19 protein-coding genes and 1 pseudogene are annotated in these 20,950 nt (G+C 68.1%); 7 read left to right on the forward strand and 13 right to left on the reverse strand.

The features are described from left to right. Positions 1–643 (reverse strand): maleylpyruvate isomerase N-terminal domain-containing protein (locus NK1_RS23960; protein ID WP_063012139.1); only part of this gene is annotated, 643 nt, incomplete at its 3' end. A gap of 414 nt (positions 644–1,057) precedes the next feature. Here NK1_RS23960 and NK1_RS36070 point away from each other — a divergent pair. From NK1_RS36070 to NK1_RS23975, 3 genes are all read left to right on the forward strand, one after another. After that, positions 1,058–1,819, forward strand: coding sequence for a DUF6319 family protein (locus NK1_RS36070; protein WP_063012141.1), 762 nt, complete (start codon positions 1,058–1,060; stop codon positions 1,817–1,819). A gap of 112 nt (positions 1,820–1,931) precedes the next feature. Beyond that, complete coding sequence (locus tag NK1_RS23970) at positions 1,932–2,309, forward strand: MerR family transcriptional regulator (protein WP_063012143.1); 378 nt, start codon at positions 1,932–1,934, stop codon at positions 2,307–2,309. 16 nt (positions 2,310–2,325) lie between these two features. Beyond that, positions 2,326–3,222 (forward strand): TIGR03619 family F420-dependent LLM class oxidoreductase, encoded by an 897-nt coding sequence (locus NK1_RS23975; RefSeq protein ID WP_063012145.1) that lies wholly within the window; start codon positions 2,326–2,328, stop codon positions 3,220–3,222. 7 nt (positions 3,223–3,229) lie between these two features. On the opposite strand, the gene NK1_RS23980 is transcribed toward NK1_RS23975, so the two are convergent. Genes NK1_RS23980 through NK1_RS23990 form a run of 3 tightly spaced genes read right to left on the reverse strand, consistent with a single transcriptional unit; the run spans position 3,230 to position 5,915 of the window. Beyond that, complete coding sequence (locus tag NK1_RS23980) at positions 3,230–4,771, reverse strand: GGDEF domain-containing protein (RefSeq protein ID WP_084461474.1); 1,542 nt, start codon at positions 4,769–4,771, stop codon at positions 3,230–3,232. Then, positions 4,771–5,370 carry a hypothetical protein gene (locus tag NK1_RS23985; RefSeq protein ID WP_063012147.1) on the reverse strand — a complete coding sequence of 200 codons (600 nt, stop codon included), beginning with the start codon at positions 5,368–5,370 and terminating at the stop codon, positions 4,771–4,773. The genes NK1_RS23980 and NK1_RS23985 overlap by 1 nt, the downstream gene beginning before the upstream one ends. Further along, the gene (locus tag NK1_RS23990; RefSeq protein WP_245660768.1) at positions 5,367–5,915 is read right to left on the reverse strand and encodes a pyruvoyl-dependent arginine decarboxylase; all 549 of its coding nucleotides are present in this window, start codon (positions 5,913–5,915) and stop codon (positions 5,367–5,369) included. The genes NK1_RS23985 and NK1_RS23990 overlap by 4 nt, the downstream gene beginning before the upstream one ends. A 200-nt stretch (positions 5,916–6,115) precedes the next feature. Here NK1_RS23990 and NK1_RS23995 point away from each other — a divergent pair, with 200 nt between their 5' ends. Both NK1_RS23995 and NK1_RS24000 read left to right on the forward strand, forming a co-directional pair. Continuing rightward, positions 6,116–7,837 carry a sodium:solute symporter family protein gene (locus NK1_RS23995; protein ID WP_084461476.1) on the forward strand — a complete coding sequence of 574 codons (1,722 nt, stop codon included), beginning with the start codon at positions 6,116–6,118 and terminating at the stop codon, positions 7,835–7,837. Between the two features lie 12 nt (positions 7,838–7,849). Continuing rightward, the gene (locus NK1_RS24000) at positions 7,850–8,113 is read left to right on the forward strand and encodes a hypothetical protein (protein WP_063012152.1); all 264 of its coding nucleotides are present in this window, start codon (positions 7,850–7,852) and stop codon (positions 8,111–8,113) included. Between the two features lie 10 nt (positions 8,114–8,123). Here the strand turns inward: NK1_RS24000 and lhgD are convergent, their stop codons facing one another. From lhgD to NK1_RS34690, 9 genes are all read right to left on the reverse strand, one after another. After that, complete coding sequence (gene lhgD / locus NK1_RS24005; RefSeq protein WP_063012170.1) at positions 8,124–9,326, reverse strand: L-2-hydroxyglutarate dehydrogenase; 1,203 nt, start codon at positions 9,324–9,326, stop codon at positions 8,124–8,126. A gap of 68 nt (positions 9,327–9,394) precedes the next feature. Further along, a complete protein-coding gene (locus NK1_RS24010; RefSeq protein ID WP_063906099.1) occupies positions 9,395–10,084 on the reverse strand; it encodes a YcnI family copper-binding membrane protein in 690 nt (229 codons plus the stop codon). Positions 10,085–10,219: 135 nt separating this feature from the next. Further along, the gene (locus NK1_RS24015) at positions 10,220–10,918 is read right to left on the reverse strand and encodes a DUF8020 domain-containing protein (protein WP_063012154.1); all 699 of its coding nucleotides are present in this window, start codon (positions 10,916–10,918) and stop codon (positions 10,220–10,222) included. A 284-nt stretch (positions 10,919–11,202) separates the two neighbouring features. Further along, on the reverse strand, positions 11,203–12,705 hold the full coding sequence (locus tag NK1_RS24020; protein ID WP_369689828.1) for a PepSY-associated TM helix domain-containing protein: 1,503 nt from the start codon (positions 12,703–12,705) through the stop codon (positions 11,203–11,205). A 337-nt stretch (positions 12,706–13,042) separates the two neighbouring features. Beyond that, a complete protein-coding gene (locus NK1_RS24025; protein ID WP_063012156.1) occupies positions 13,043–13,621 on the reverse strand; it encodes a hypothetical protein in 579 nt (192 codons plus the stop codon). Between the two features lie 127 nt (positions 13,622–13,748). After that, on the reverse strand, positions 13,749–15,407 hold the full coding sequence (locus tag NK1_RS24030) for an acyl-CoA synthetase (RefSeq protein ID WP_063012158.1): 1,659 nt from the start codon (positions 15,405–15,407) through the stop codon (positions 13,749–13,751). A 144-nt stretch (positions 15,408–15,551) separates the two neighbouring features. Then, on the reverse strand, positions 15,552–17,213 hold the full coding sequence (locus tag NK1_RS24035; RefSeq protein WP_439955962.1) for an acyl-CoA synthetase: 1,662 nt from the start codon (positions 17,211–17,213) through the stop codon (positions 15,552–15,554). 152 nt (positions 17,214–17,365) lie between these two features. Beyond that, complete coding sequence (locus NK1_RS35100; protein WP_063012160.1) at positions 17,366–17,800, reverse strand: YbaB/EbfC family nucleoid-associated protein; 435 nt, start codon at positions 17,798–17,800, stop codon at positions 17,366–17,368. Positions 17,801–18,512: 712 nt separating this feature from the next. Next, entirely contained in the window at positions 18,513–18,797 is a 285-nt protein-coding gene (locus NK1_RS34690; RefSeq protein WP_157104410.1) for a hypothetical protein, read from the reverse strand. A 166-nt stretch (positions 18,798–18,963) separates the two neighbouring features. On the opposite strand from NK1_RS34690, the gene NK1_RS34695 reads away from it, so the two are divergent. Then, positions 18,964–19,641, forward strand: coding sequence for a hypothetical protein (locus NK1_RS34695; protein ID WP_157104411.1), 678 nt, complete (start codon positions 18,964–18,966; stop codon positions 19,639–19,641). Between the two features lie 56 nt (positions 19,642–19,697). Then, a pseudogene (locus NK1_RS24050) lies at positions 19,698–20,950 on the forward strand (hypothetical protein); the annotation flags it as partial.

Consider the following 20,950-nt stretch of genomic DNA (forward strand, 5'->3'; position numbering starts at 1 on the left):
CGGCGGCCTGGCCGGGCCGCACCCGCAGCCGCCCGCCGCGCGGCTCGATCCGCCAGGTGCCGCCGCCGGGGCCGGTGAAAGTCAGGGCTACCGGGGCGTCGAGCCAGCTCAGCGCCTCGCGGTGGGAATGTTCCAGCAGTACGGTGAGCCAGGTCAGGATGGCGTTCATGCGCAGCGCGTCGGTGGGCGGCGGCGGAAGGTCGAGCGCGGGTGCGATGTCGTGGCGCAGATGCGTGTGCCAATCGAACAGGAGCATCGCCGGAATCAGATCCAGCCGATACCAGCCCAGTTCGCCGATCGGGAGCTGGATGCGCCGTATCCCCGCCGCGGTGAACAGGGTCAGCGCCCGCACGCCGCGCCGCGACCAGGTGTCGAACTCCGGGAGCACGTGACGCGTTGTGTGGGAACGCTTTTCGTCCACCAGCTGTTCGTTGAGGCGCTCCAGATCGCGGGTGGCGACGATGGCGGCGGCACTCGGGGTGAGCAGGGCGCGCACTCCGGTCGTCAGGTGGATGACGACCTCGGCCACCGACCATCCGGCGGCCGCACTGGGCGCGGCCCACTGCTCCTCGGTCAACTCCCCGCAGAATTCGATCACCGCCCGGCGCTCTTCGCTCAGGCCGGGCAGATATCGCGAACTCATCGGCAGACCTCGACGACCACCGAACTCCTCATGAACAGCGCACGCTACCGGTTCGTGGTCACCGGGAGCCAGAGCGCGCACCGATTTCGGCCCCTGACCGGCGCGGAGACACAGCGGCGAAGGTGTCGCCCCGCGGCGGGACGGTGACGCTCGCCGCGTGCCGGAGAAGGGGCCGGGCCCGGTGGTTCGCCGAAACATTGCGGCGGACTCCTTCCCGCGTCGGCGGGCGGGCCTCGAGGACCCGCCGTGCCACGTGTGCACCCGGACGAGTTCGCCGTTCCCGTCGTGGCCGGTTCGCTGCGCTGTTGCCGACGTGTCGAGCGGGGCCCGGGCGTCACGCGCGATGTGGACTTGTCGGTGCCATGGGGCATGCTCTTGGCACGCCGATGTCTACGAGCCCGCCCGGAGTACACCATGTCGTCCCCACGAACCAAACCGCAACCGTTGTCCGACACCGAGATTCGACAGATAGCGGCCGAGCTCGCCGACGGCCGGCCACCCATGGTGTGGTTCACTCCGGCGGCAGTGGGAGTATCCGAGGGGCGTTCGGGCAAGGTGATCGCACTCGGTGATCCCGCCGACGGAGACTTCCTGCAGGTCCGGCCGACCGGCTCGAAGGATGTCATGTCGTTCTCGCCGACCGAGGTGACATTGGCCAAGCCCGCCCGCAAGGACAAGCGCCCCACCACATCCGAGACCACCGGCGCCACGCCGCCGGCAACGAGGAAGGACACCGCAGTGAGCATGTCGTCGTCCGTGACCACGCCGCCCGCTCCGGCACCGGGGCCCGCCGCGGCGTCGAAAACGCCCGCGCCGCAACCTGCTTCGGATCCGAAACCGGCCGCCAAACCCGCCGCCACGCCCGCCCGCGCTCCGCGTGAGAAGCCCGCCGCGGCCGCCCGCAAATCCAAGGCGCCCGAGGTGACGGTCACCCTGGCCGGCACCGCCGACGGTGAATGGACCGTCGATGTGGTGCACGGCAAGAAGCGCACCATCAAGGGGCTGTCGGTACCGGGTGCGTCGGTGGCGCAGGCCGCGAAGCTGCTGCATCCCGAGGTCGCCGAGGTCGTGGATTCCGTCCTGGACGCCGTTCGGGATTCGCAGCGCGCCAAGGTCGAACAACTGCAGGCCGAACTCGAACAGGCCCGCCGCCTCCTCGACGAACTGTCCGGGTAGCCGGGCCGCTCGCCACCTCGCCCTCCGCACGGGCGCGAATACGCGCCCGCGGCCTTGCGTTGACACCGATGACAACGTTTAGCGTTGCGGCCGCAGTGGCGAGAGGGAATTCATGCTGATCGGAGAACTGGCCGAGCGAGCGGGAACGAGCACCCGGATGCTGCGGTACTACGAGCAGCAGGGTCTGGTCCGGTCCCGGCGGTCGGCGAACGGCTACCGCGTCTACGACGAACACGAGGTGGGCGTCGTACGCAAGATCCGGGATCTGCTGGAGCTGGGATTCGATCTGGCCGATACGCAGCCGTTCGTCACCTGTCTGCGCGGCGGCAACGAGTCGGGTGACGAATGCCCGGAATCGGTCGAGTCGCTGCGTCGCAAATTGGCCGAGATCGACGATGCGATCGCCCGACTCGGCGCCGCACGCCGGCATCTGACGGACCGGATCGACGCTGTCACCGGGCCGCCGCCGAAGTGCGCGTTCACCTGCTAACTCGGAGGTTTTCCGGATGCGTTTCGCGGTCAGCTACAGCACGGCGTTCAACGGCACCGATCCCGATCGGCTCGTCGCCTTCGCCCGGCATGCCGAAAACTGTGGATTCGAAGGGCTCTACGTCCAGGATCACATCGCGCTGTATCCTGGGGCGGACTACGGCGCGGGCGAATTGCCGCCCACTCTGCCGTATTTCGATCCGCTCGACTGCCTGAGCTTCTTCGCGGCCGCCACCCAGCGGATTCTGCTCGGCACGGGAGTGTTGTTACTGCCCTACCGCCATCCGGTCGTGCTGGCCAAGCGGCTGGCGACGATCGATGTGTTGTCCCGCGGGCGGATGCGGCTGCTCACCGTCGGCCTCGGCAGTCTGCCGGGGGAGGCGAGGGCGTTGGGGGTCGACTACCGCACCCGCGGCCGCCGCACCGACGAGGCGATCGACGTGCTGCGGCTGCTGTGGTCGGGTGGTGCGGAGGGGGTCAGCCACCGGGGGGAGTTCTTTGGTTTCGACAATTTGTGCAGCTATCCCAAACCGCATGGCGTGAGCGAACTTCCGATCCACGTCGGCGGTTCCAGCGCGGCGGCCGCGCGGCGTGCCGGGCGGCGCGGCGACGGGTATTTCGCCGGAGGCATGCTGACCGAAGCCGAGCGCGACCGGCAGTTCGCGCTGGCCCGCGACGCCGCCGCCGAGGCGGGACGCGATCCCGCGGCTCTCGAGTACACGCGATGGGGATCGGCCGACATCTCGGTCGACCGCGCCGGACAACTCGGCGACCACGGTGTACATCGCCTCGTCGTCGGATTCGCCGGAGCCGAACCCGCACAGCAGCATGATCAGATGTCGGAATTCGCCGAACGTTTCGCGCTCGCAACCGAGGGCGCGGGCAGCGGTCCCGACCGGCTGCCCGCGGTGTGACCGCTGCTCATACCGCCGGTTCGTGGCGGCGCACCCGCCGCCGGCTCTCGGCTTGGGGCAGGTGGCGCAGGTCGTCGTGGAATGCGCAGCCGAGCGAATAATCCTTGGCGTGGTACATGGCCGAATCCGCTTCGCGCAGTAGGTCGTAGATGGTGGCGTCGCTGCTGCGCGGGCCGCTGCAGGCGATGCCGATGCTCGCGCCGATGGTCACCTCGGTCACCGACAGTTCGAAGGGTTTGCCGAAGGCGGCCAGCAGTTTCTCCGCGAGGACGGCCGCCTCGGCGCGGTTGGCGCCGGCCAGCACCACGAATTCGTCGCCGCCGTAGCGGGCGGCGACGTCGTCGCGGTGAATGACACGGCGGATGCGGGCGGCGGCATTGGCGATGAGTTCGTCGCCGACCGCATGACCGTAGCTGTCGTTGATGGTCTTGAAGCCGTCCAGATCGAGGAACAGCAGGCAGATCGGGCGGCCGGTCCACAGGTCGCGATTGCGGGCCGGTGCGCGCAGCAACGCGGACCGGTTGAGCAGGCCGGTGAGCATATCGTGGTCGGCCTGGTACTGGGCCCGTCGTTCGCTGCGCGCACTGCGCACGATCGCCCGCTCGCTGCGCACCAGCACCCCCACCAGCAGCGTGGCGAGCAGTGCGGACACCACCACCCGGTCCACCGTGCCGACCCGCGCGCCGACCGTCGGCACCAGCGAGGCGACCACCAGCGTCACCGCGATCACGCTGGCGCGCTGGCGGGACCGGTGCGGATGCACCCGCCGGGCGCCGCCGAGGGTGACCATGGTCGGGTGCAGCGCCGCCAGCCCCACCATCGCGTAGGCGACGAGCAGCGGCGTCAACAGCATTCGTGCGTCGAGATGCACCGATCCGGCGGATTGCAGGTTGTATCCGAGGTCGGCCACCAGGATCGCCAGTAGCCCCACGTGCACCAGCCGCAACGAGGTCTCCGAACGCGACGACGTGACCACGGAGTGGGTGACCAGCGTCAGCAGGAGGGCGTCGATCACCGGATAGATCGGCATGATCAGCGCCGAGGCGTCCCACTGGCGGGTGTTGTGCAGGACGGGGGAGATGAGAAAGGTCCACGAGGCGAGCAGGGCGCCGAGCGCGATCAACCCGGAATCCAGCATCAGATCACGCTGACAGCTGGAGCGTCGCGGCCACAGCCAGAGGAAGGCGGCGACGCCGACACCGCCGTAACCGGCCAGCGTCGCCAGATCGTCGTAGGGCGGGAATCCACTGCCGGTGAAATCGCGCAGTAGCGTTCCGGCGGCGAACAACACGCCGGAGAGGGCGAGTAGATACCAGGCCGCCGGCGCGGGCGGCCGATGCCGCCGCACTCCCGTCCCGATCATGGTCAGCGTCGCCACGACGACGCCCAGCACCGCCGTCAGCGACAGCGCCGGTGATTCGGCGATCGCCAGGACCACGACGATCAGGACGACGGCGGCCGATAGTGCTGTGCGCCAGAGCTTTTCCGGCGGCCAGGTGCGTAGTGGCCGGATGCGGGTGGTGTGGTGGTGCTGTGTGCCGGATGTCATCAGCCCCCCTGGTCCGCGTCGTCGTCGATGAACCGAGCCGCGTAGTAGGTTTGTGAATCCTCGATCGCGACTTCCACGTTCGCCTGTTCACCGATCGCACTGCGTAGTGCGTCGGCGAACGAGAATTGAGAATTGTTGTACGAGCAGATGTCCCAGCCGACGACCCCACCATCTGCCGCCAGGATCTGGACAACTGTACTGATCATGGCATGAAAAGCCACCCCGTGTCGCGCAGTTGGGGTAACAAGGGTGAAACCTGCATAGTAAATCGCATTGCGCTCGGCGTGTTGCGGAAACCGTGTCGCGAAGTACTCCGGACTGATCCACGGCACGGTGTCCAGATGCCGGGTCAGGGTGGTGAGTCCGATCGGTTCGCCGGCCGGTGTGCGGGCCACGATCTTGTCGACCCGGGTGTCGGTCATCTCCGCGCGGAACTCGTTGCGATGCAGCACCTGCCGGGCGGCAGCCTGCGCTCGCAGCGGTCCGAAGGCCTGCTCGTAGAGGTCGTGGAAGAGTTCGATCTCGGCGTCCGCGATCGCCGCCTCGAGGGTGATCTCGACGCCCGGCCACGACGCCCCGGGGCCGAGCGCATCGTTCACGGACGATCCCAGCCGCTGGCCCGGTACGCGGCCAGCACCAGCGCACACGTGTCGCGGCCGTCGGCGCGTGCCGCGACGGTGGCGGTGTGGATCGGGCCGAACCGTCCCGGCCGCGCGGCGGTCATATCGGCGAGGCTGGCGTTGATGAGATCGTCGACCTGCGCGGTCGTTTCGGCGGCGTGTTCGACGAACAGGCCCGCGCCGGAACCGTCCGCACACAGGGTCCAGCCGATCCCGGCGGCCGCGGTGGCGCCCGGCGCCCGCGCGTGCCCGAGGGCGTAGACACAGTAGAGACGGTCGCCCCAGCCGATCCGCTGGCGCACCCGCCCGGTGCGCCGCAGCTGCGCCCGCGGCGGGATCACCGAGGATAATCGGATCAGATTCGCTTCTCCCACACCGAGTTCGCACAGGGCCGCGTCGAAGGCGGCCACCTCGGTAGCGCCCGTTCCCGTCGCCGTGCCGATCTCGATCGTCAGCGTCGTGGATCCTTCGCGATCGCGATCACGGCGGCCGAGGGGGTCGAGCGAAGTATGAGTTGTGAGCATCGTGTTCGATCCTTCCCGGGCTCACCAGTGTTGCATTTTGCAGGGCGGTGTTTCTCTAAATTCCTTCTTCGAAGAGTGGCAGATCGACCCGGCGCGCGCCGCGCGGGACGCGGACTGGCCCCGGAGATGCACTGGGGTGCGCTACGATCCGGGCACATCGCGACCCGGTCGACCGCTGGTCTTTCCGACAGGAGATCCGTATGCAGCCTCTAGCTCAGCTACCGCACCGGTTCGATTCAGCGGCGGCGGTGCTGGGTGCGGATCAGCTCCGGCTCGATGCCGCGCCTGTCGATTACGCCTTGGTCGCCGTGTATTTCGTGTTCGTACTCGGGATCGGGCTGATGGCCCGCGCACGGGTCTCCTCGAGTATCGATTTCTTCCTGTCGGGTCGGTCGCTGCCCGCCTGGGTCACCGGCCTGGCCTTCATCTCCGCGAATCTCGGTGCGGTCGAGATCATGGGCATGTCGGCCAACGGCGCCGAATACGGCATGCCGACCATGCACTACTTCTGGATCGGCGCGGTGCCGGCCATGCTGTTCCTCGGCGTGGTGATGATGCCGTTCTACTACGGCTCCAAGGTCCGCAGCGTGCCGGAGTTCATGCGGCGCCGCTTCGGCACCGGCGCGCATCTGGTGAACGCGATCAGTTTCGCCCTCGCCCAGGTGCTGATCGCCGGGGTCAATCTCTACCTGCTGGGTTCGATCGTCAACGTGCTGCTGGGCTGGCCGCTCTGGCTGTCGGTGATCGTCGCGGCGCTGATCGTGTTGTCCTACATCACCCTCGGCGGTCTGTCGGCGGCGATCTACAACGAGGTGCTGCAGTTCTTCGTCATCGTCGCGGCGCTGCTGCCGCTGACGCTGGTGGGACTGCATCGCGTCGGCGGTGTGAGCGGTTTGAAGGACAAGGTGACCGCCCGGCCCGACGGCTCCGAACAATGGCATTCCTGGCCGGGCCACGAGCTGAGCGGTTTCTCGAACAACATCCTGTCGGTGACGGGCATCGTGCTCGGTCTCGGATTCGTGCTCTCGTTCGGTTACTGGACAACGAATTTCGTCGAGGTGCAGCGCGCGCTGGCGACGCATTCGATCTCGGCCGCGCGGCGTACACCGATCATCGGCGCCTATCCCAAGATGTTCATCCCGTTCATCGTCGTCATCCCCGGTATGGTCGCCGCACTGCTGATCCCGCAGATCGCCGAGTTGAAGAACACCGGGCAGGGCGACGCGACCTACAATCAGGCGCTGCTCTACCTGATGAAAGAGGTTCTGCCGAACGGACTTCTGGGCGTCGGCCTGGCGGGTCTGCTGGCGGCGTTCATGGCCGGGATGGCGGCCAACATCTCCGCGTTCAACACCGTCTTCAGCTACGACCTGTGGCAGCAGTACGCGGTCAAGGACAAGCCCGACGGCTACTACCTCACCGTCGGCCGCCTCGCCACGATCGGCGCCACGGCCATCGCGATCGGCACCGCGTTCATTGCCGGCAGTTTCTCGAACATGATGGACTACCTGCAGACGCTGTTCTCGTTCTTCAACGCGCCGCTGTTCGCGACCTTCATCCTCGGCATGTTCTGGAAGCGGATGACCCCGACCGCCGGTTGGGTCGGCCTGGTGTGCGGAACCCTCAGCGCGGTGGTGATTTTCATCCTGAACAAGGCCGAGGTGTTTCATCTGTCGGGCCAGGGGTCGAGTTTCGTCGCCGCCGGTGTGGCCTTCGTGGTCGATATGGTGCTCAGTATCGCGGTGAGTATGTGGACCACGCCCAAACCCGACGCCGAACTGGTCGGGCTGGTGTATTCGGAGACGCCGAGGGCCCAGCTCACCGATCCCGATGCCGCGACGCTGCCGTGGTATCAGCGACCGGTGTTGCTCGCCGGGATCGCCCTGGTCATCGTGATCGCGCTGAACATCTTCGTCGGATGAGGAAGTGACGCCATGCTTTTCGATATCCGCACCATCGTCGGTGCCCTGCTCGGGTGCTACGGCCTGATCCTCGTCGTCACCTCGCTCGTCCACGACACCGCCGCCGAGCGGGTGCGCACGGGTGGGTGGAATATCAACCTCTGGGCCGGGATCGGGATGCTCGTCGCGGCGGCGGCCTTCCTGCTGTGGGTGGTGCTACGCCCGGTCCGCGAACTCACCGAATCCGAACCGGAGCAATCCGAGACCGAGACGCCCGGCGGCCCGGCGGAACCGTAGCGGCGCAACGCTATCGGCCGTCCTGCTCGAGTACGTCGACCACGTGCTCGGCGATCGCCATACTCGAGGTGGCCGCGGGGGAGGGCGCGTTGCGGACCGCGGTGATCGGGCCGAGGCGGTGGATGCGGAAATCGTCGACGAGCTCCCCGCCGGCGTCGACGGCCTGCGCCCGCACACCCGAACCGGCCCGGAACACATCGCGCACTCCGATATCCGGGACATACCGCCTCGCCGCCCGCATATACGCGCGCGCCGACAGTGAGCCGTAGATTTCCCGCACCCCGGTGCGCCAGTGCCGGCGCGCCATCCGCCAGGACCCGGGCCAGGCCGCGAGGTCGCGCAGGTCTCGCGCGGAGACCGCCGACCGGCGGTATCCCTCGCGGGCGAGGGCGAGCACCGCGTTCGGTCCCACCTCCACCTCGCCGTTCACCCGGCGGGTGAAATGCACGCCGAGAAAGGGATAGCGCGGATCGGGGACCGGGTAGATCAGTCCGCGCACCAGATCCTTCTTCTCCGGCCGGACCAGCATGTACTCGCCTCGGAACGGAACGATTCTGGGCCCCGGCTCGTCTCCGGCCAGTCCGGCCACGGCATCGCTGTGCAGGCCCGCGCAGACGACGAGCCGATCCACCACGATGTCCGCGGCGTCCGAGCCGAGGTGGATGCCGTCCGGGGCGTGCGTGACGGCGGTGACCGGAAAGGACAAGCGGATCTGCCCACCGGCGGCGGTGATGTCGTCGGCGAAGGCGGCGGCGATCCGGGGAAAGTCGGTGATGGCGGTATGCGGCGAATGCAGCGCGGCCAGGCCCGTCGCATGCGGTTCGATCTCGCGGAGCTCACCGGCATCGATACGCCGCAGTCCCGGTACGCGATTGCTGCCCGCCCGCTCGGCCAGCGCGTCCATCCGCACCACGTCGTCCGGGGTGACCGCGACGACCAGTTTGCCGACCTCGTCGTAGGGCAGCCGCTTCTCGGCGCAGTAGTCGCGCAGCAGCTGCCGTCCGCGGGCGCACAGGGTGGCCTTCAGCGATCCGGGCTCGTAATAGATTCCGGCATGGACTACTCCGGAGTTGTGCCCGGTCTGGTGGGCCGCGACCCGATCCTCCTTGTCCACCACGACGACCCGGGTGCCGGGCCGCCGTCGGGTGATTTCCCGGCCGATCGCCAGTCCGATGATGCCGGCGCCGATGATGCCGACGGTCTGCTCCGGCACGCTCACTCCCACTCTCGCCCGCGATCGGCCATGACGTTCGTCGTCAATGTACGGTCGGTCTCCGTCGATCACGCTTCCGGGTGCCGACCGGTCGGCTGGTGCCGGGGCCGGTTCCGCGTGAACATCGTGGCGGCCGCGAGCACACCCAGGGCGCCGAGCACGATACCGATACTGCCCAGCCATCGCGCCGTGGTGTCGGTCTCGTGTTCCTCGGCCGCGGCGGCGGCGTGGACGTCGCCGTGGTTCTGCGCTCCGCCCTCGTGCGCCGGCGCCAATGCCAGTGTCGGCGCGGGGAATTCGGGTTCGGTGTCCCCCGAGGCGGGTTGGTCCCATTTCACGACCCGCCCGTCGGCGTAGGTCTGGGTGGCGGGCAGTGTGACGGTGTCGGCGTCCGGCAGTCCGTCGGCCAGCACCGAGAACTGTTCGAATTGCCCGGCCCCGATGCCGCCGCCCGGATCCGCCATCCACGTGACGGCGACGACCCGGTGGTTGTCGTCGCGGGTGACCTTCGTCTTCCAGCCCGGCACGGGTTCGGTTTCGACTTCCGTCAGGGCCGGAAGCTGAACGCTCAGTTGCGTGGTGGCGCTACCGGTGGCCGATTCGTTGGGCACCCGGAAGGTCAGCACCGCCGAACCGCCGCGGGACGCGTCGGGACCGGAGACGGTGACATGGGCGGAGGCCGGGGCGGCGGCGAGGACGGTGGCCGCCGCGGTGGCGATACCGGCGAGCGCGGCGCGGCGAAACCAGGATTCGTTCATAACGCGGTCACTCCTTCGCGAAGGGAAAACGGAGACAACCTGTGCTGATCGTGTGCACGATATCCCGGAACGGCCGTGCCGGCGCCGATCCCGGCGGATCGCGCTGGGCGCCTCCGCCGGGTGGCCTCGCCTACCTCACTTCGCGGGGAACGGGGAGTTCACCGTCGTGAAGTACTGCGCCGCGGCCAGGACCGCTACCGGGGCGGTGACCAGCAGCTGACCCGCCAGAGTGCCCAGCGCGCCGATGGCGACGATGCCGCCGAGGCAACCCACCACCGCGGCCGGCACGAACGGGCCGAACATGCCGACGATGGTGGCCGCCGCGATGGTCGCCCCCGCGATTCCGCCCAGGACACAGCCGATTCCGGCGCCACCGATGCCGCCCACCAGGGTGCCGATCGAGGCGCCGGCGCTGAGGGTGCTGGTCATCCGGCTCCACGCGGCCTGCTCCCGGTCGTACGGGGTCTTCCACGGCGCGCTGTCCTCGAACGGCATCGCGACCGGCTGGTACGCCGCGTGCGCGAGGTCGAACTTCGGGGTCAGGGTCGCGGTGCGGTCGTGGATCCGCGCCTCGATCGGGAAGACGAAATCGTCGACCCGGAAGGACAGCTGCGTTCCGGCCAGCACGGTGCCGTCGGCCGCCTTGACGGTGAATACGCCGTCGTCGGCCGACAGTGATCCGGCGTCGGTGGAGATGACGGTGCCGGTCGGCGTGGTGGTCGCCCGGAAGCCGACCGCACCGGCGTCGGCCGGGTCGGCGCCCGCGGTGGCCGTGCTCAGGCCCAGGGCGGCGGCGACGAGGGCGGCGGTGGCGGCGATGTTCTTGATTCCCATGGTGATGAATCCCTTTGCGGTATCAGGTAAGTGAAAGTTGCTGCAGGTGTGCCGACTGCGCCGAATGCGGGCATGACGCGTCCCCGGACGACCGAAGACGGTGTGTCCGCTGGATTTACGGCGCAATCGGTGATGCCGGCCGATCGCTGTCGGCGGCTGTCACGGCCCGGCCGAGCGCGCGGTTCACCGCACGGGCGACTCGGCGTCGCTCGTGCGAGTGGGAAAGATGTTCTGGCGCAGCCGAATTACGCGGCAGGGGCCGTGACCGAATGCGAGTCAGGACTTCAGGCGACTACTCCCCGGCGTCGTCCGGCGATCAGGCCGAGGACGATATCGACGATCAGGAATGCGAGCAGACTCACGCCGAGCACCGGTGCGAACCATCCGATCCCCACGGTGACCGCGACCAGCGGGACGCTGATCCACAGCGGCGCCCGTCGCAGTACTCCGCGTGCCGGTGCCCGTCCGAAGGTGAACGGGCTGTTCTCCCGGGTCGGACGCCGGCGCCACCACATCAGATAGCCGCGTCCGATCACGGTGATCAGCGCGATCATCGTGGCCAGCAGCAACAGCTGATTGGCGAGGCCGAACAACATGCCCATGTGCAGCGCGATGCCCCAGTTGGCGAGTTCGGCCATCAGCGGCCAGTCCGCGTAGCGCAGGATATCGGTGACATCGCCGGTCCTCCCGTCCACCGCGATCGCGTCCTGGGTGTAGACCCCGGACAGGCGGCGTTCCTTGACGGTGAAGGCGGTGGTGCCCTTCGCCGGGATCGTGATCTCGACCGGACCGTCGATACCGTGCCCGCGCGCCACCGCGAGGACCTTGTCCGCCTGCGCGGCGCGGTCGGCGGGAACGGGCATCGACATGCCGTGTCCGCCGGTGTGTTCGGCATGTTCACCGCCGGCCGGCATCGCCGGCATCGGTGCACCCGGCAGTGCCGTGGCGACGACCGGCGTGGTCCAGTTCAACTGCTGCCGCAGCGACGTGATGTGCTGTCCCGCATGCTGCGACCAGGTCATACCGGTCGCCGAGAGGAACAGCAGCGGCAGCACGATCCACATCCCGACCGCGGCATGCCGGCTGAGGCTGCGCGGGCGACCGGCCTTCGACCGATCCGGCCACAGCAGCCGCCGCGCGGAACCGCGTGAGCGGCGCAGCCACATCACCACACCGGCGAGCGCGATGATCCACATCCACGACGCGGCCATCTCGCTGTAGAGCCGGCCCACATCGCCGAGATGCAGGTTCCGGTGCAGCACATCGATCCAGGTGCGCAGGGGCAGCGCCCCCGTGCTGCCGTAGACGACGCTGTCGCCCACGGAGGTCGCGGTCACCGGGTCGACGAAGACCGCGCGCCGCTCCGATTCCCCGAGGCTCGGATCGGTGAAGATCACGCGCGTGGTGTCGCCCGCGTGCTGCGCCGGGTCGACCGCGACCAGCGCCAGCGTCGGTTCGGCGGCCACACCGGCCGCGATCTGCTCCGACAGGGGCCGCGCCGGGCCCGTCGAATCGACGTGCAGCAGGTCGCGATTCACGATCGACTCGATGCTGGGCGCGACCGCGTACAGTGCCCCGGTCACCGCCGCGATCAGGATGAACGGCGCGACGAAGACGCCCGCGTAGAAGTGCAGCCGCATGGCCAGCGCCTGCACCGCACGCGAGGGGCCGGACCGAGACGGTCGCGACCGGTCCGAACCGGGTGGTGATTCATGCGCCGCGTCGGGCGGCGACTGCTCCGGCTGCGGCGGCTCGGTGCCCGCGGCCGGAATTTCGGTGATGCTCACTGGTAGTGCTCCTGTTTCGAGGGCACCCACATCGCTTGTGCGACATCGCGTCGCCTGATCAAGCACCGCGCGGGACAACCAGGGCGCGGCCGGCGCACGAGGTGTCCGCCGTATCGACGGCAGACACCGGACTTCGACTGGCCGCGGACCGTCCTGAAATCAGCTGCGATACCACTGGTCCGGCGCTGCGTGGTCCTGGAGTTCCGCCGCACTGGGACTGTGGCGGTACTGCGGCCTGCGGACCACGGGGACCGTGGGATGGCGGACCGCCGACGTGGTGCAGGCACCGGTGCCGTTCGGACGCTGCGAAATTCGCGAATGTGGGTGTAGATATGTCTCAGCAGTACACAGGGAGCGGTGGTCCGCGGGTCCGGAAGGTTTCGGTGGGGAAGATCCGCAGGATCACCCGGTCGCGGTGAACGCTGCGAGGAAGAATCGATTCGTCGATCGCCGGGAGGCTCACCGGGACCGGCAGGACACGCGCGACCGCGGTACCGATCCGGTAGGCGGCCTCGGCGCCGAGAATGACGACGGCGGCGCAGACCGCGCCGACCAGGTGGGCGCCCAGCATGGCCGGCGTCCACAGCGGCATATCGTGCATCTGCGCCATATCGGCCGACATCACCAGATGGCCGATCAGCTGTCCGCCCCACAGGGCCGTGACCAGTCCGACGGCGGTGGTGCGTAGCGGTGCCAGCCCCGCGACGAGCGCGCCGACCGCCGTGGAGGCGGCCACCAGCAGCATCAGGGTGCTGGACTGCACCGGCATCCCGCCCGCTGCCCAGCCGTGTGCGGCGATCGACAGAGCCCCCGACACGGATCCGGCCGACGCGCCCCGCAACCGCGCCACCGCGGCCCGACGCGTGCGCGTCGACACCTGGGAGCGGGCCGATACGCGGCCGGACGGGGGAAACACGAGCTGAATGATAGCTGACCGCTTCGAAGCCAATTCACAGATACGTCAAACTCATTCCGCGTGGAAGCTCTGCGGAAACGCCATCGGCCCGGGAGCCGAGCTCCCGGGCCGATGCGTGCCGGACGACTCAGTCGCCGGTGACGTCCATCTCCGTCAGCGGCTTGCGCAGCAGCTTGCCGGTGGCGTTGCGGGGCAGCTCGTCGAGGAAGATCACCTCACGCGGCACCTTGTAGCGCGCGAGGTTCGCCTTGACGTAGTCCTTGATCTCCTGAGCGTCGCGCTTGGAGTCGGGACCCGGCACGACGAAGGCGCGCAGTCGCTTTCCGAATTCCTTGTCGTCGACGCCGACGACCGCGGCCTCCTGCACGTCGGCGCGGTCGGCGATGAGGTGCTCGACCTCCTGCGGGAAGACGTTCTCGCCGCCGGAGACGATCATGTCGTCGTCGCGGCCGTCGATGAACAGCAGCCCGTCCTCGTCGAAATGCCCGACGTCGCCGCTGGACATCATGCCGTCGATGGTCTCCTTGGTGCGGCCGTCGGTGTAGGCCTTGAAGGAGTGCGCGTTCTCGATGAAGATCGTGCCGGTGACGTTCGGTTCGGTGATGCGCTTGCGGTTCTCGTCGAACAGCGCCAGCCGGATCCCGAGCGGCGGGCGTCCCGCGGTGCTCGGCGACTTGCGCAGATCCTCCGGGCTCGCCACGGTGATCAGCGCGCATTCGGTGGAGCCGTACACGTTGTAGAGGACGTCACCGAAGTAGTCCAGGCTGCGCGTCACGACGTCCGGCGGGATCGCCGAGCCCGCGGCGAAGATCATCCGCAGCGAGGACATGTCGTATTTGGCGAGCGTCTCGGGCGGCAGGTCCAGCATCCGCTGCAGCATGGTGGGCACCACCACCAGCGACTCCGCCTTGTACTTGTCGATGTTGGCGAGCGTCTTCTCGGGATCGAACCGCCGCTGCTGGAAGATCATCCGGTTGCCCAGCGAGAGCCCGAGGGTGAACTGCGACAGTCCGGTCGCGTGGAAGACCGGCGCCGCGACGACCATGGAACCGTTGCGGGGCAACGGAATTCGATCCAGGAACTGTGCGGAGATGAACGGGCTGACCTTGTCGCGCGGCGCGCCCTTCGGGGTGCCGGTCGTGCCGGAGGTCAGAATCACCATGCCGCCCGGCTTCGTCGGCGCGCTCACCGCATCGGGCGACTGGCCCTCGCGCAGCGAATCGACGGTCGGGATCGAAGGATCGACGTTGTCGGACTCGTCCACCCAGGTCAGGATGCGCGGGATCTCGTCGGGGATGGCGCTCATCAGGTCGAAGAACTCGCTGTCGTGCAGCACCAGTTTCACCTGCTCGCGCGTGGCGACGTCGGCGAACTGGGGCTTCGCGAAGCCGGTGTTCATCAACACCGCGCGCACACCCAGCTTGCCGGTGGCGGCCAGGCTCAGCACCATGCCGCGGTGGTCGCGCGCCAGCAGCGCCACCACATCGCCCTCGCGCAGGCCGTGCGCCGCCAGGCCGCGCGCCAGCTGATTGGACTGCTCGTTGACCTCGGCGAAGGTCAGTTCGCCCCGCTCGTCCAGCAGCGCCGCGGATGTCGGATTGGTCTTCGCCGCGTGCATGATCACGCCCGCGAAGGGCCCGAACTTGGTGACGTTGAGCGCCGAGCTGACCGCATGGTCCGGTCGCAGCGGGCTGAACAGCCCGCGTTTGCGCATGACGTTGACCCCCAGAGCCAGATCTCCGGCCTTTCGGAGGGCAGTGCTTGCTGACGGAAGGACAGCTGACATAGGTACAACCTTCCGCGGATTCCGCCAGGCAGGCGGGACCGCAACATCGAGATCCAGTGCCTGCTAACCCTAGCAAGCAGGGGTGCATGGATGTGGTTCGCGTCTCTGTAACCGACGGTACCGCACAACTGGTCGGGTGACCGGTTATGTGATCTGGTATTCCACCAGTGCCCGGCGCAGCAGCTTGCCGGTGGCGTTGCGCGGCAGATCATCGAGGAACACCACGTCACGCGGCACTTTGTAGCGGGCGAGCGTGCCCTTCACGTACGCCTTTATCTCGTCGGGATCCAGGGTGGCGCCCGGCTCGGGTACGACGAAGGCGCGCAGACGCTTGCCGAATTCCACGTCGTCCACGCCGACCACCGCCGCGTCGAAGATGTCCGCCCGCTCCAGCAGCAGGTTCTCGACCTCCTGCGGGAAGACGTTCTCGCCGCCGGAGACGATCATGTCGTCGTCGCGGCCGTCGACGAACAGCAGCCCGTGTTCGTCGAAGTGGCCGACGTCGCCGGAGGACATATAGCCGTCGATGATCTGCTTGTGCCGTCCGTCGGTATACCCCCCGAACGGCGCACCGGAACGAATGAAGATGCGCCCCTTGACATTCGGGCCATGGACGCGCTTGTCGTTCTCGTCGAACAGCACCACTTCGCAGGTGATGGGCGCGCGTCCGGCGGTGCCGGGGGCGATGGCCAGATCCGCCGGCTGGGCCACCGTCGCCACCGCGCATTCGGTGGAGCCGTAGAGGTTGTAGAGCACCGGGCCGAACGCTTCGGCGGCACGCACCGACAGTTCCGGAGACAGCGCCGAACCGGCCAGGACGATGGATTTCAGCGAGGACAGGTCGTAACGCTCGCGCACCGCGGGATCGAGTTCGACCATGCGGTGCAGCATCGTCGGCACCGCTACCAGCAGGTCGACATCGTGTTCGGCGATCAGTGCCAGGGTGCGCTCGGCGTCGAAGCGGCGCATCATCACCGTCGTCGCGCCGAGGGCGGTGGCGACCAGCCAGGTGGCCTGGCCGGTGCTGTGGAAGATCGGCGAGACGATCAGCATCGTGCCCTGCGGCGGGAACGGGATCCGATCCGCGATCTGGGCCGAGGAGATCGGCGAAACCGCCTCGCGGGGAGCGCCTTTCGGCAGGCCGGTGGTGCCGCTGGTGAGGATCACGAAGCCACCAGGCTTGGCCGGCAGCGGCAGCTCGTTCGGCGGGTGGGCGCCGATCAGTTCCTCGATGGTTATTGCGCCCGTGGGCAATTCGGCACCGTCGTCGACCCAGGTGATCACCCGCGGCAGCTCCGGCGGCAGCGCGTCGAGCAGGCCGACGAATTCGCTGTCGTGCAGCACCACCTTCACGTGCTCGCGTTCGCAGACCTGCGCGAACTGCGGTTTCGCGAAGCCGGTGTTCATCAGCGCCAGCCGCGCACCGGCCTTCCCGGCGGCCGCCATCGCCAGCAGCAGCCCGCGGTGATCGCGCGCGAGAATGCCGATCACCGTTCCCGGTTCGACGCCGAGCGACTGCAGCCCGCGCGCCAGCCGCGTGGAATCGTCGTCGAGTTCGCGGAAGGTCATACTGCCGTGCTCATCGACCAGCGCCGTCCGCTGCGGCCATATCCGCGCGGCATGGCGCACCATCGTCGCCTGCGGCCCGAGCCGTCGCCCCTCCTTCGCCGACAACACCGTCTCACCCAGATTGCGTGGATCGATGAACCCGCGCTCCCGCAGCACATTCAACGCCCGCACCGCCTCGGTCACCTCGACCGCCTTGCGCGCAACCCCGTGCAGAACCGACCCGATACCGACGCCCACGTCAACCACCTCCACACGACCCGACCGCGTGCTGGGGACGGTAGCAGCCGCAAGTGTGACTTGGTACACACTTCCGGTCAACAGCTTGGCCTCGATTGTGGGTGAGACACCGTGCGGCGCCGAGGAACGTGCGCTCGGATCCGCGCTGCGGGTCACCGGGTCGGCGCGGCGCCCTCCGGATCGTCCTCGGGCGGAACCGGAGCACGCAGACTGGGGGCGCCGGGGAGCAGATCGGGCAGCTCGGGTAAAGGGTCGACGATGTCGGCCACCGGTGCCACGGCCTCGGCGGTGTGCTTTTCGGCGTGCATCGCGGCCTCACGGATGACTTCGGTCAGTTTGCGGGCGAGATCTTCCGGCTTGTTCCGCATGGCCGCCGGCTCCAGCTTTATCTCCGTGACCACCCCGGCGGAGTCGACGCTCACTTCGATCGCGCCGTCCGTCGAACGTGCTTGGATCCGAAGGGAATCGAGTCGCCGGCGAATCTCGGCCAGACTCGCCATCTGCTCCTCGTAATTGTCGAGGAGCTGATTGACTTCCGTGCGGGCTAGGTGCCGGAAATCGTCGCCGGCTGCGGACAGCGGGTCCACTACCGGATCCCGTCTTCGGATTTCGGCCGGCCTGCCCCACCCATGCGGTCGCACTCCGTTTCCGCCGTTCGCTGTGCCGAACGGGCCTGTATCGACGGTGTGCTTGCCATCCAACCAGAACGCCGCCGGCTTTCCCAGATGTGGGAAACGAGGGAAAGGGACGGAGAATCGTCGGCGTCGGCAACAGGAGCGAGGTGGTCGAAGTGGGGCAGGAGCTGTCGATCGACGAGGCTCGGCTCCGCGCTGTCGTCCAGGAGTACGAGTCGATCGCGAGCGAGGCTCGTCAGATCTACAACGAGCTTCGCGACCACTTCGCGAGGGTCGGCAAATTCTGGGGCGACGACGAACCCGGCCACACCTTCGCCAAGACGTTCGAGCCCGACTCCCGGACCCTGCTCGACAACATGAATCGCACCCTCGGGGCGCTGACCGAAGAAGGGAAACTGCTTTCGGGCATCGCCGATCGTTTCGAGGAAGCCGACCGGGACGGCAGGACCTCTATTCTGGGTGCGGGCGACGATCGCGAAACGCCGACGGGCACAGGGCAATTCACGGCCGGCGGCCCGGAATCGGCGGCCCCGGGCGTGGTCGGTACGCCGAACTCCGCCGCTCCGGTCGCCCGAGTCCCCGTGTCATCGCCGGCTCAGCGTGCGGGCGATACTGCGGCCGAGCCGGTTTCGCCGGCCGATCCGGCTCATCTGAGTGCGCAGAATCAGCCGGCGGCGGCTTCGTCGGACGCTGCACCGAATTCTCCGTCGGCGATGTCCGGCGGAGGTAATGGCGTCACCGACGCGCCGGCGCCGTCGGTGGGCAACGCGCCACCGGCGTCGGGAGTGCTTCCCCCATCGGAGGCCAAAGGCCCGTCGTCACGGCCGATTCCGGAGACCGCGCCGGCGAAGAAGGCCGACGCCCCGGGCTCCACCGAATCACAGCGGTCGAACACGCCTTGGTCGGGCCGTTCGGACAGTGCCGGCCCGAGGCCGGACCCGGCACGCAAAGTCTCGGCTCCGTCGACGCGCGGAGGGCGACCGAGTACGCCCGGGGCGCCGAAGGCCCCGGCGAAGGGCGCTCCGGGAACTCCGAAACGTGTTCGGCGCGAGAACAAGCGGGTCGAGGCACGACATGCGACGTCGGACGAAGGGCAGGAACTCGCCGAGGCGCTCATGAGACGCCACGGTCTACAGGTGGCGGGGTTCGACACCCCCGGGATCGCCCTCGATACGCTGCGCGAAATCGCACAGGCCCTCGACGACGTACTCACCGCCCACCCCTACCTCGACCTGCCCGAATTCGCGATCGCCGAATGCGGGGACGCCGTCACGCGGCTCGACTGGGTTCGCAGTTCGGACGACGGTGAACACATCCCGCGAGTGAAACGTCTGATCCTGAACGTGGCGACTGCCAAAAATACCGACTCGCTTACTCGGAAAGTGTCCGCGGACACCGAACGTGGCGGTGTTTCTCGTGGTTCCGCCGGAAGGCCGTTGTATTCCACGGTCGTCCGGGAACTCGGTCATGCGCTCGATGTGACAGGTGGTCTTCGCGCCCACTCACTATCGCAACGGACATTGATTTCCGAGTACCTGTCGGAGTGCGGCGACAGCCGGTTCGACACTCCGCTCGGTGTCGTCGTCACCGATTACCGGCGGTGGCGGGGTCGGTTGAGCGGATACGGCTTCCCGCACGGCAGATTCGAACCGGGAAGGGCGCTGGCCGACGCGTTCGCCGAGGTGCAGCTCGATGCGGGGAAGGCCGTCGCCCCTGCGCGCGTCCTGCATCGGCTGCTCGTGACTACCGCGAAACGTCACAGCACGAAGACCTTTCCCCCTGATCGGGTGTAGCGCGTCATGCGTAGGGACCGGCAGCGAGCGGCTGTCAACGTGAACGGACGAATTCGGTGACCCTGCGGTTACCGCCCGAACTTCCGGACTGGGCGGTCAAGGGGGTCGCCGGCGAGAGTTTTCCCAAGTTCGACGAAGATATCGGATACGCGACGTCGGAGTGCATATCCGATTGCATGGAACGCTGGAAGAACCTAGGTCCCCGTTTGGACCGCCTCGCCGCTATGGAAAGCCTGGCTCTCTCGGGCATGACCGAATCCGAGAAAGGCGATCTCCGGAATCGCCCGATGCTCGCGGATATCAGCAATACGCATGATTACGGGCAAAATTTGGCCGCCTTCACGTCGTCCGCCAGCGGAAATTATCAATATACGAAATGGAGAATAATCTGGACCCTCGTCGCGATGGTGGCGATGGTGGCGACGGACATCTTCGTCGGTGGTCCGCTGAAAGCCGCGGCGGACCGGGCCCGCAGCGAAGCGATAATAGTGGCTGCCCGGAACCGGCTGCTGGCCTGGGTGGAACGAATAGGAGCCGAGTCCGCGGCCAAGCGGGCTCTCATCCCCATGGCGCAGGTAGCCAGGCTGTCTGCTCCCTTCATGAAAATCGCCGGAATAGGCGCGGTCTTCGGTGGCGGTGTCGACCTCGCCGCGCAGATGTCGCAGAAATACATCGATCACCGCCGGGACGAAATCGACTTCGGCAGTGTCGGTAAACAAGCACTGCTCGGCGGCGTAACAGGCCTCGCCGGTGCGGCTTTCGGCCTGTACGCCGCACCACGCGCAGGCCGGATGTTTCAGAGATTCGCCGGCGGGGCCGGTGCGACCGCGAGCAGAGTGGTGCCGACCCTGGTAGTCGGTGTGGGGGGCGGTCTGGTCGGCAGCGTGGTGGGCGTCGGAGCCAACGCCTTGATCAGCGGCGGAAAACTCTCGGGGCAAGATCTTCTCGACGCAGCGGTCGCGGGATTCGGTGGCGGATTCGTCGGTTCGGTGATTCCGGCGGGCCGCGCGCTGAAAGGTGGGGCTTCGGCGCCGAGGCTGGCGGAACCGCCATCGACTTCTGCGCCCCGCACCGCTGGCACAGGATCGACCGGCCGACCCGGCAATAGTCTTTCACCAGTGGCACTGGGCGAGCTACACCCCCTCGACTCCGCAATCGCCCCGCCCTCCGGTCGTCGCGGCGATCAATTCGGTCTGGTGGCCGCAGCGGACCCCCACAATCCGGGGAGTCCCAACGCATTCAACGCGGGCGGCCCGAGAGGGAAGCCCGAGGGGGCGCAAGGTGTGCCACCGAGGCCGAGCGAGCCTCC

The sequence above is a fragment of the Nocardia kruczakiae NBRC 101016 genome, assembly GCF_001612965.1.
Lineage (GTDB): Bacteria > Actinomycetota > Actinomycetes > Mycobacteriales > Mycobacteriaceae > Nocardia > Nocardia kruczakiae.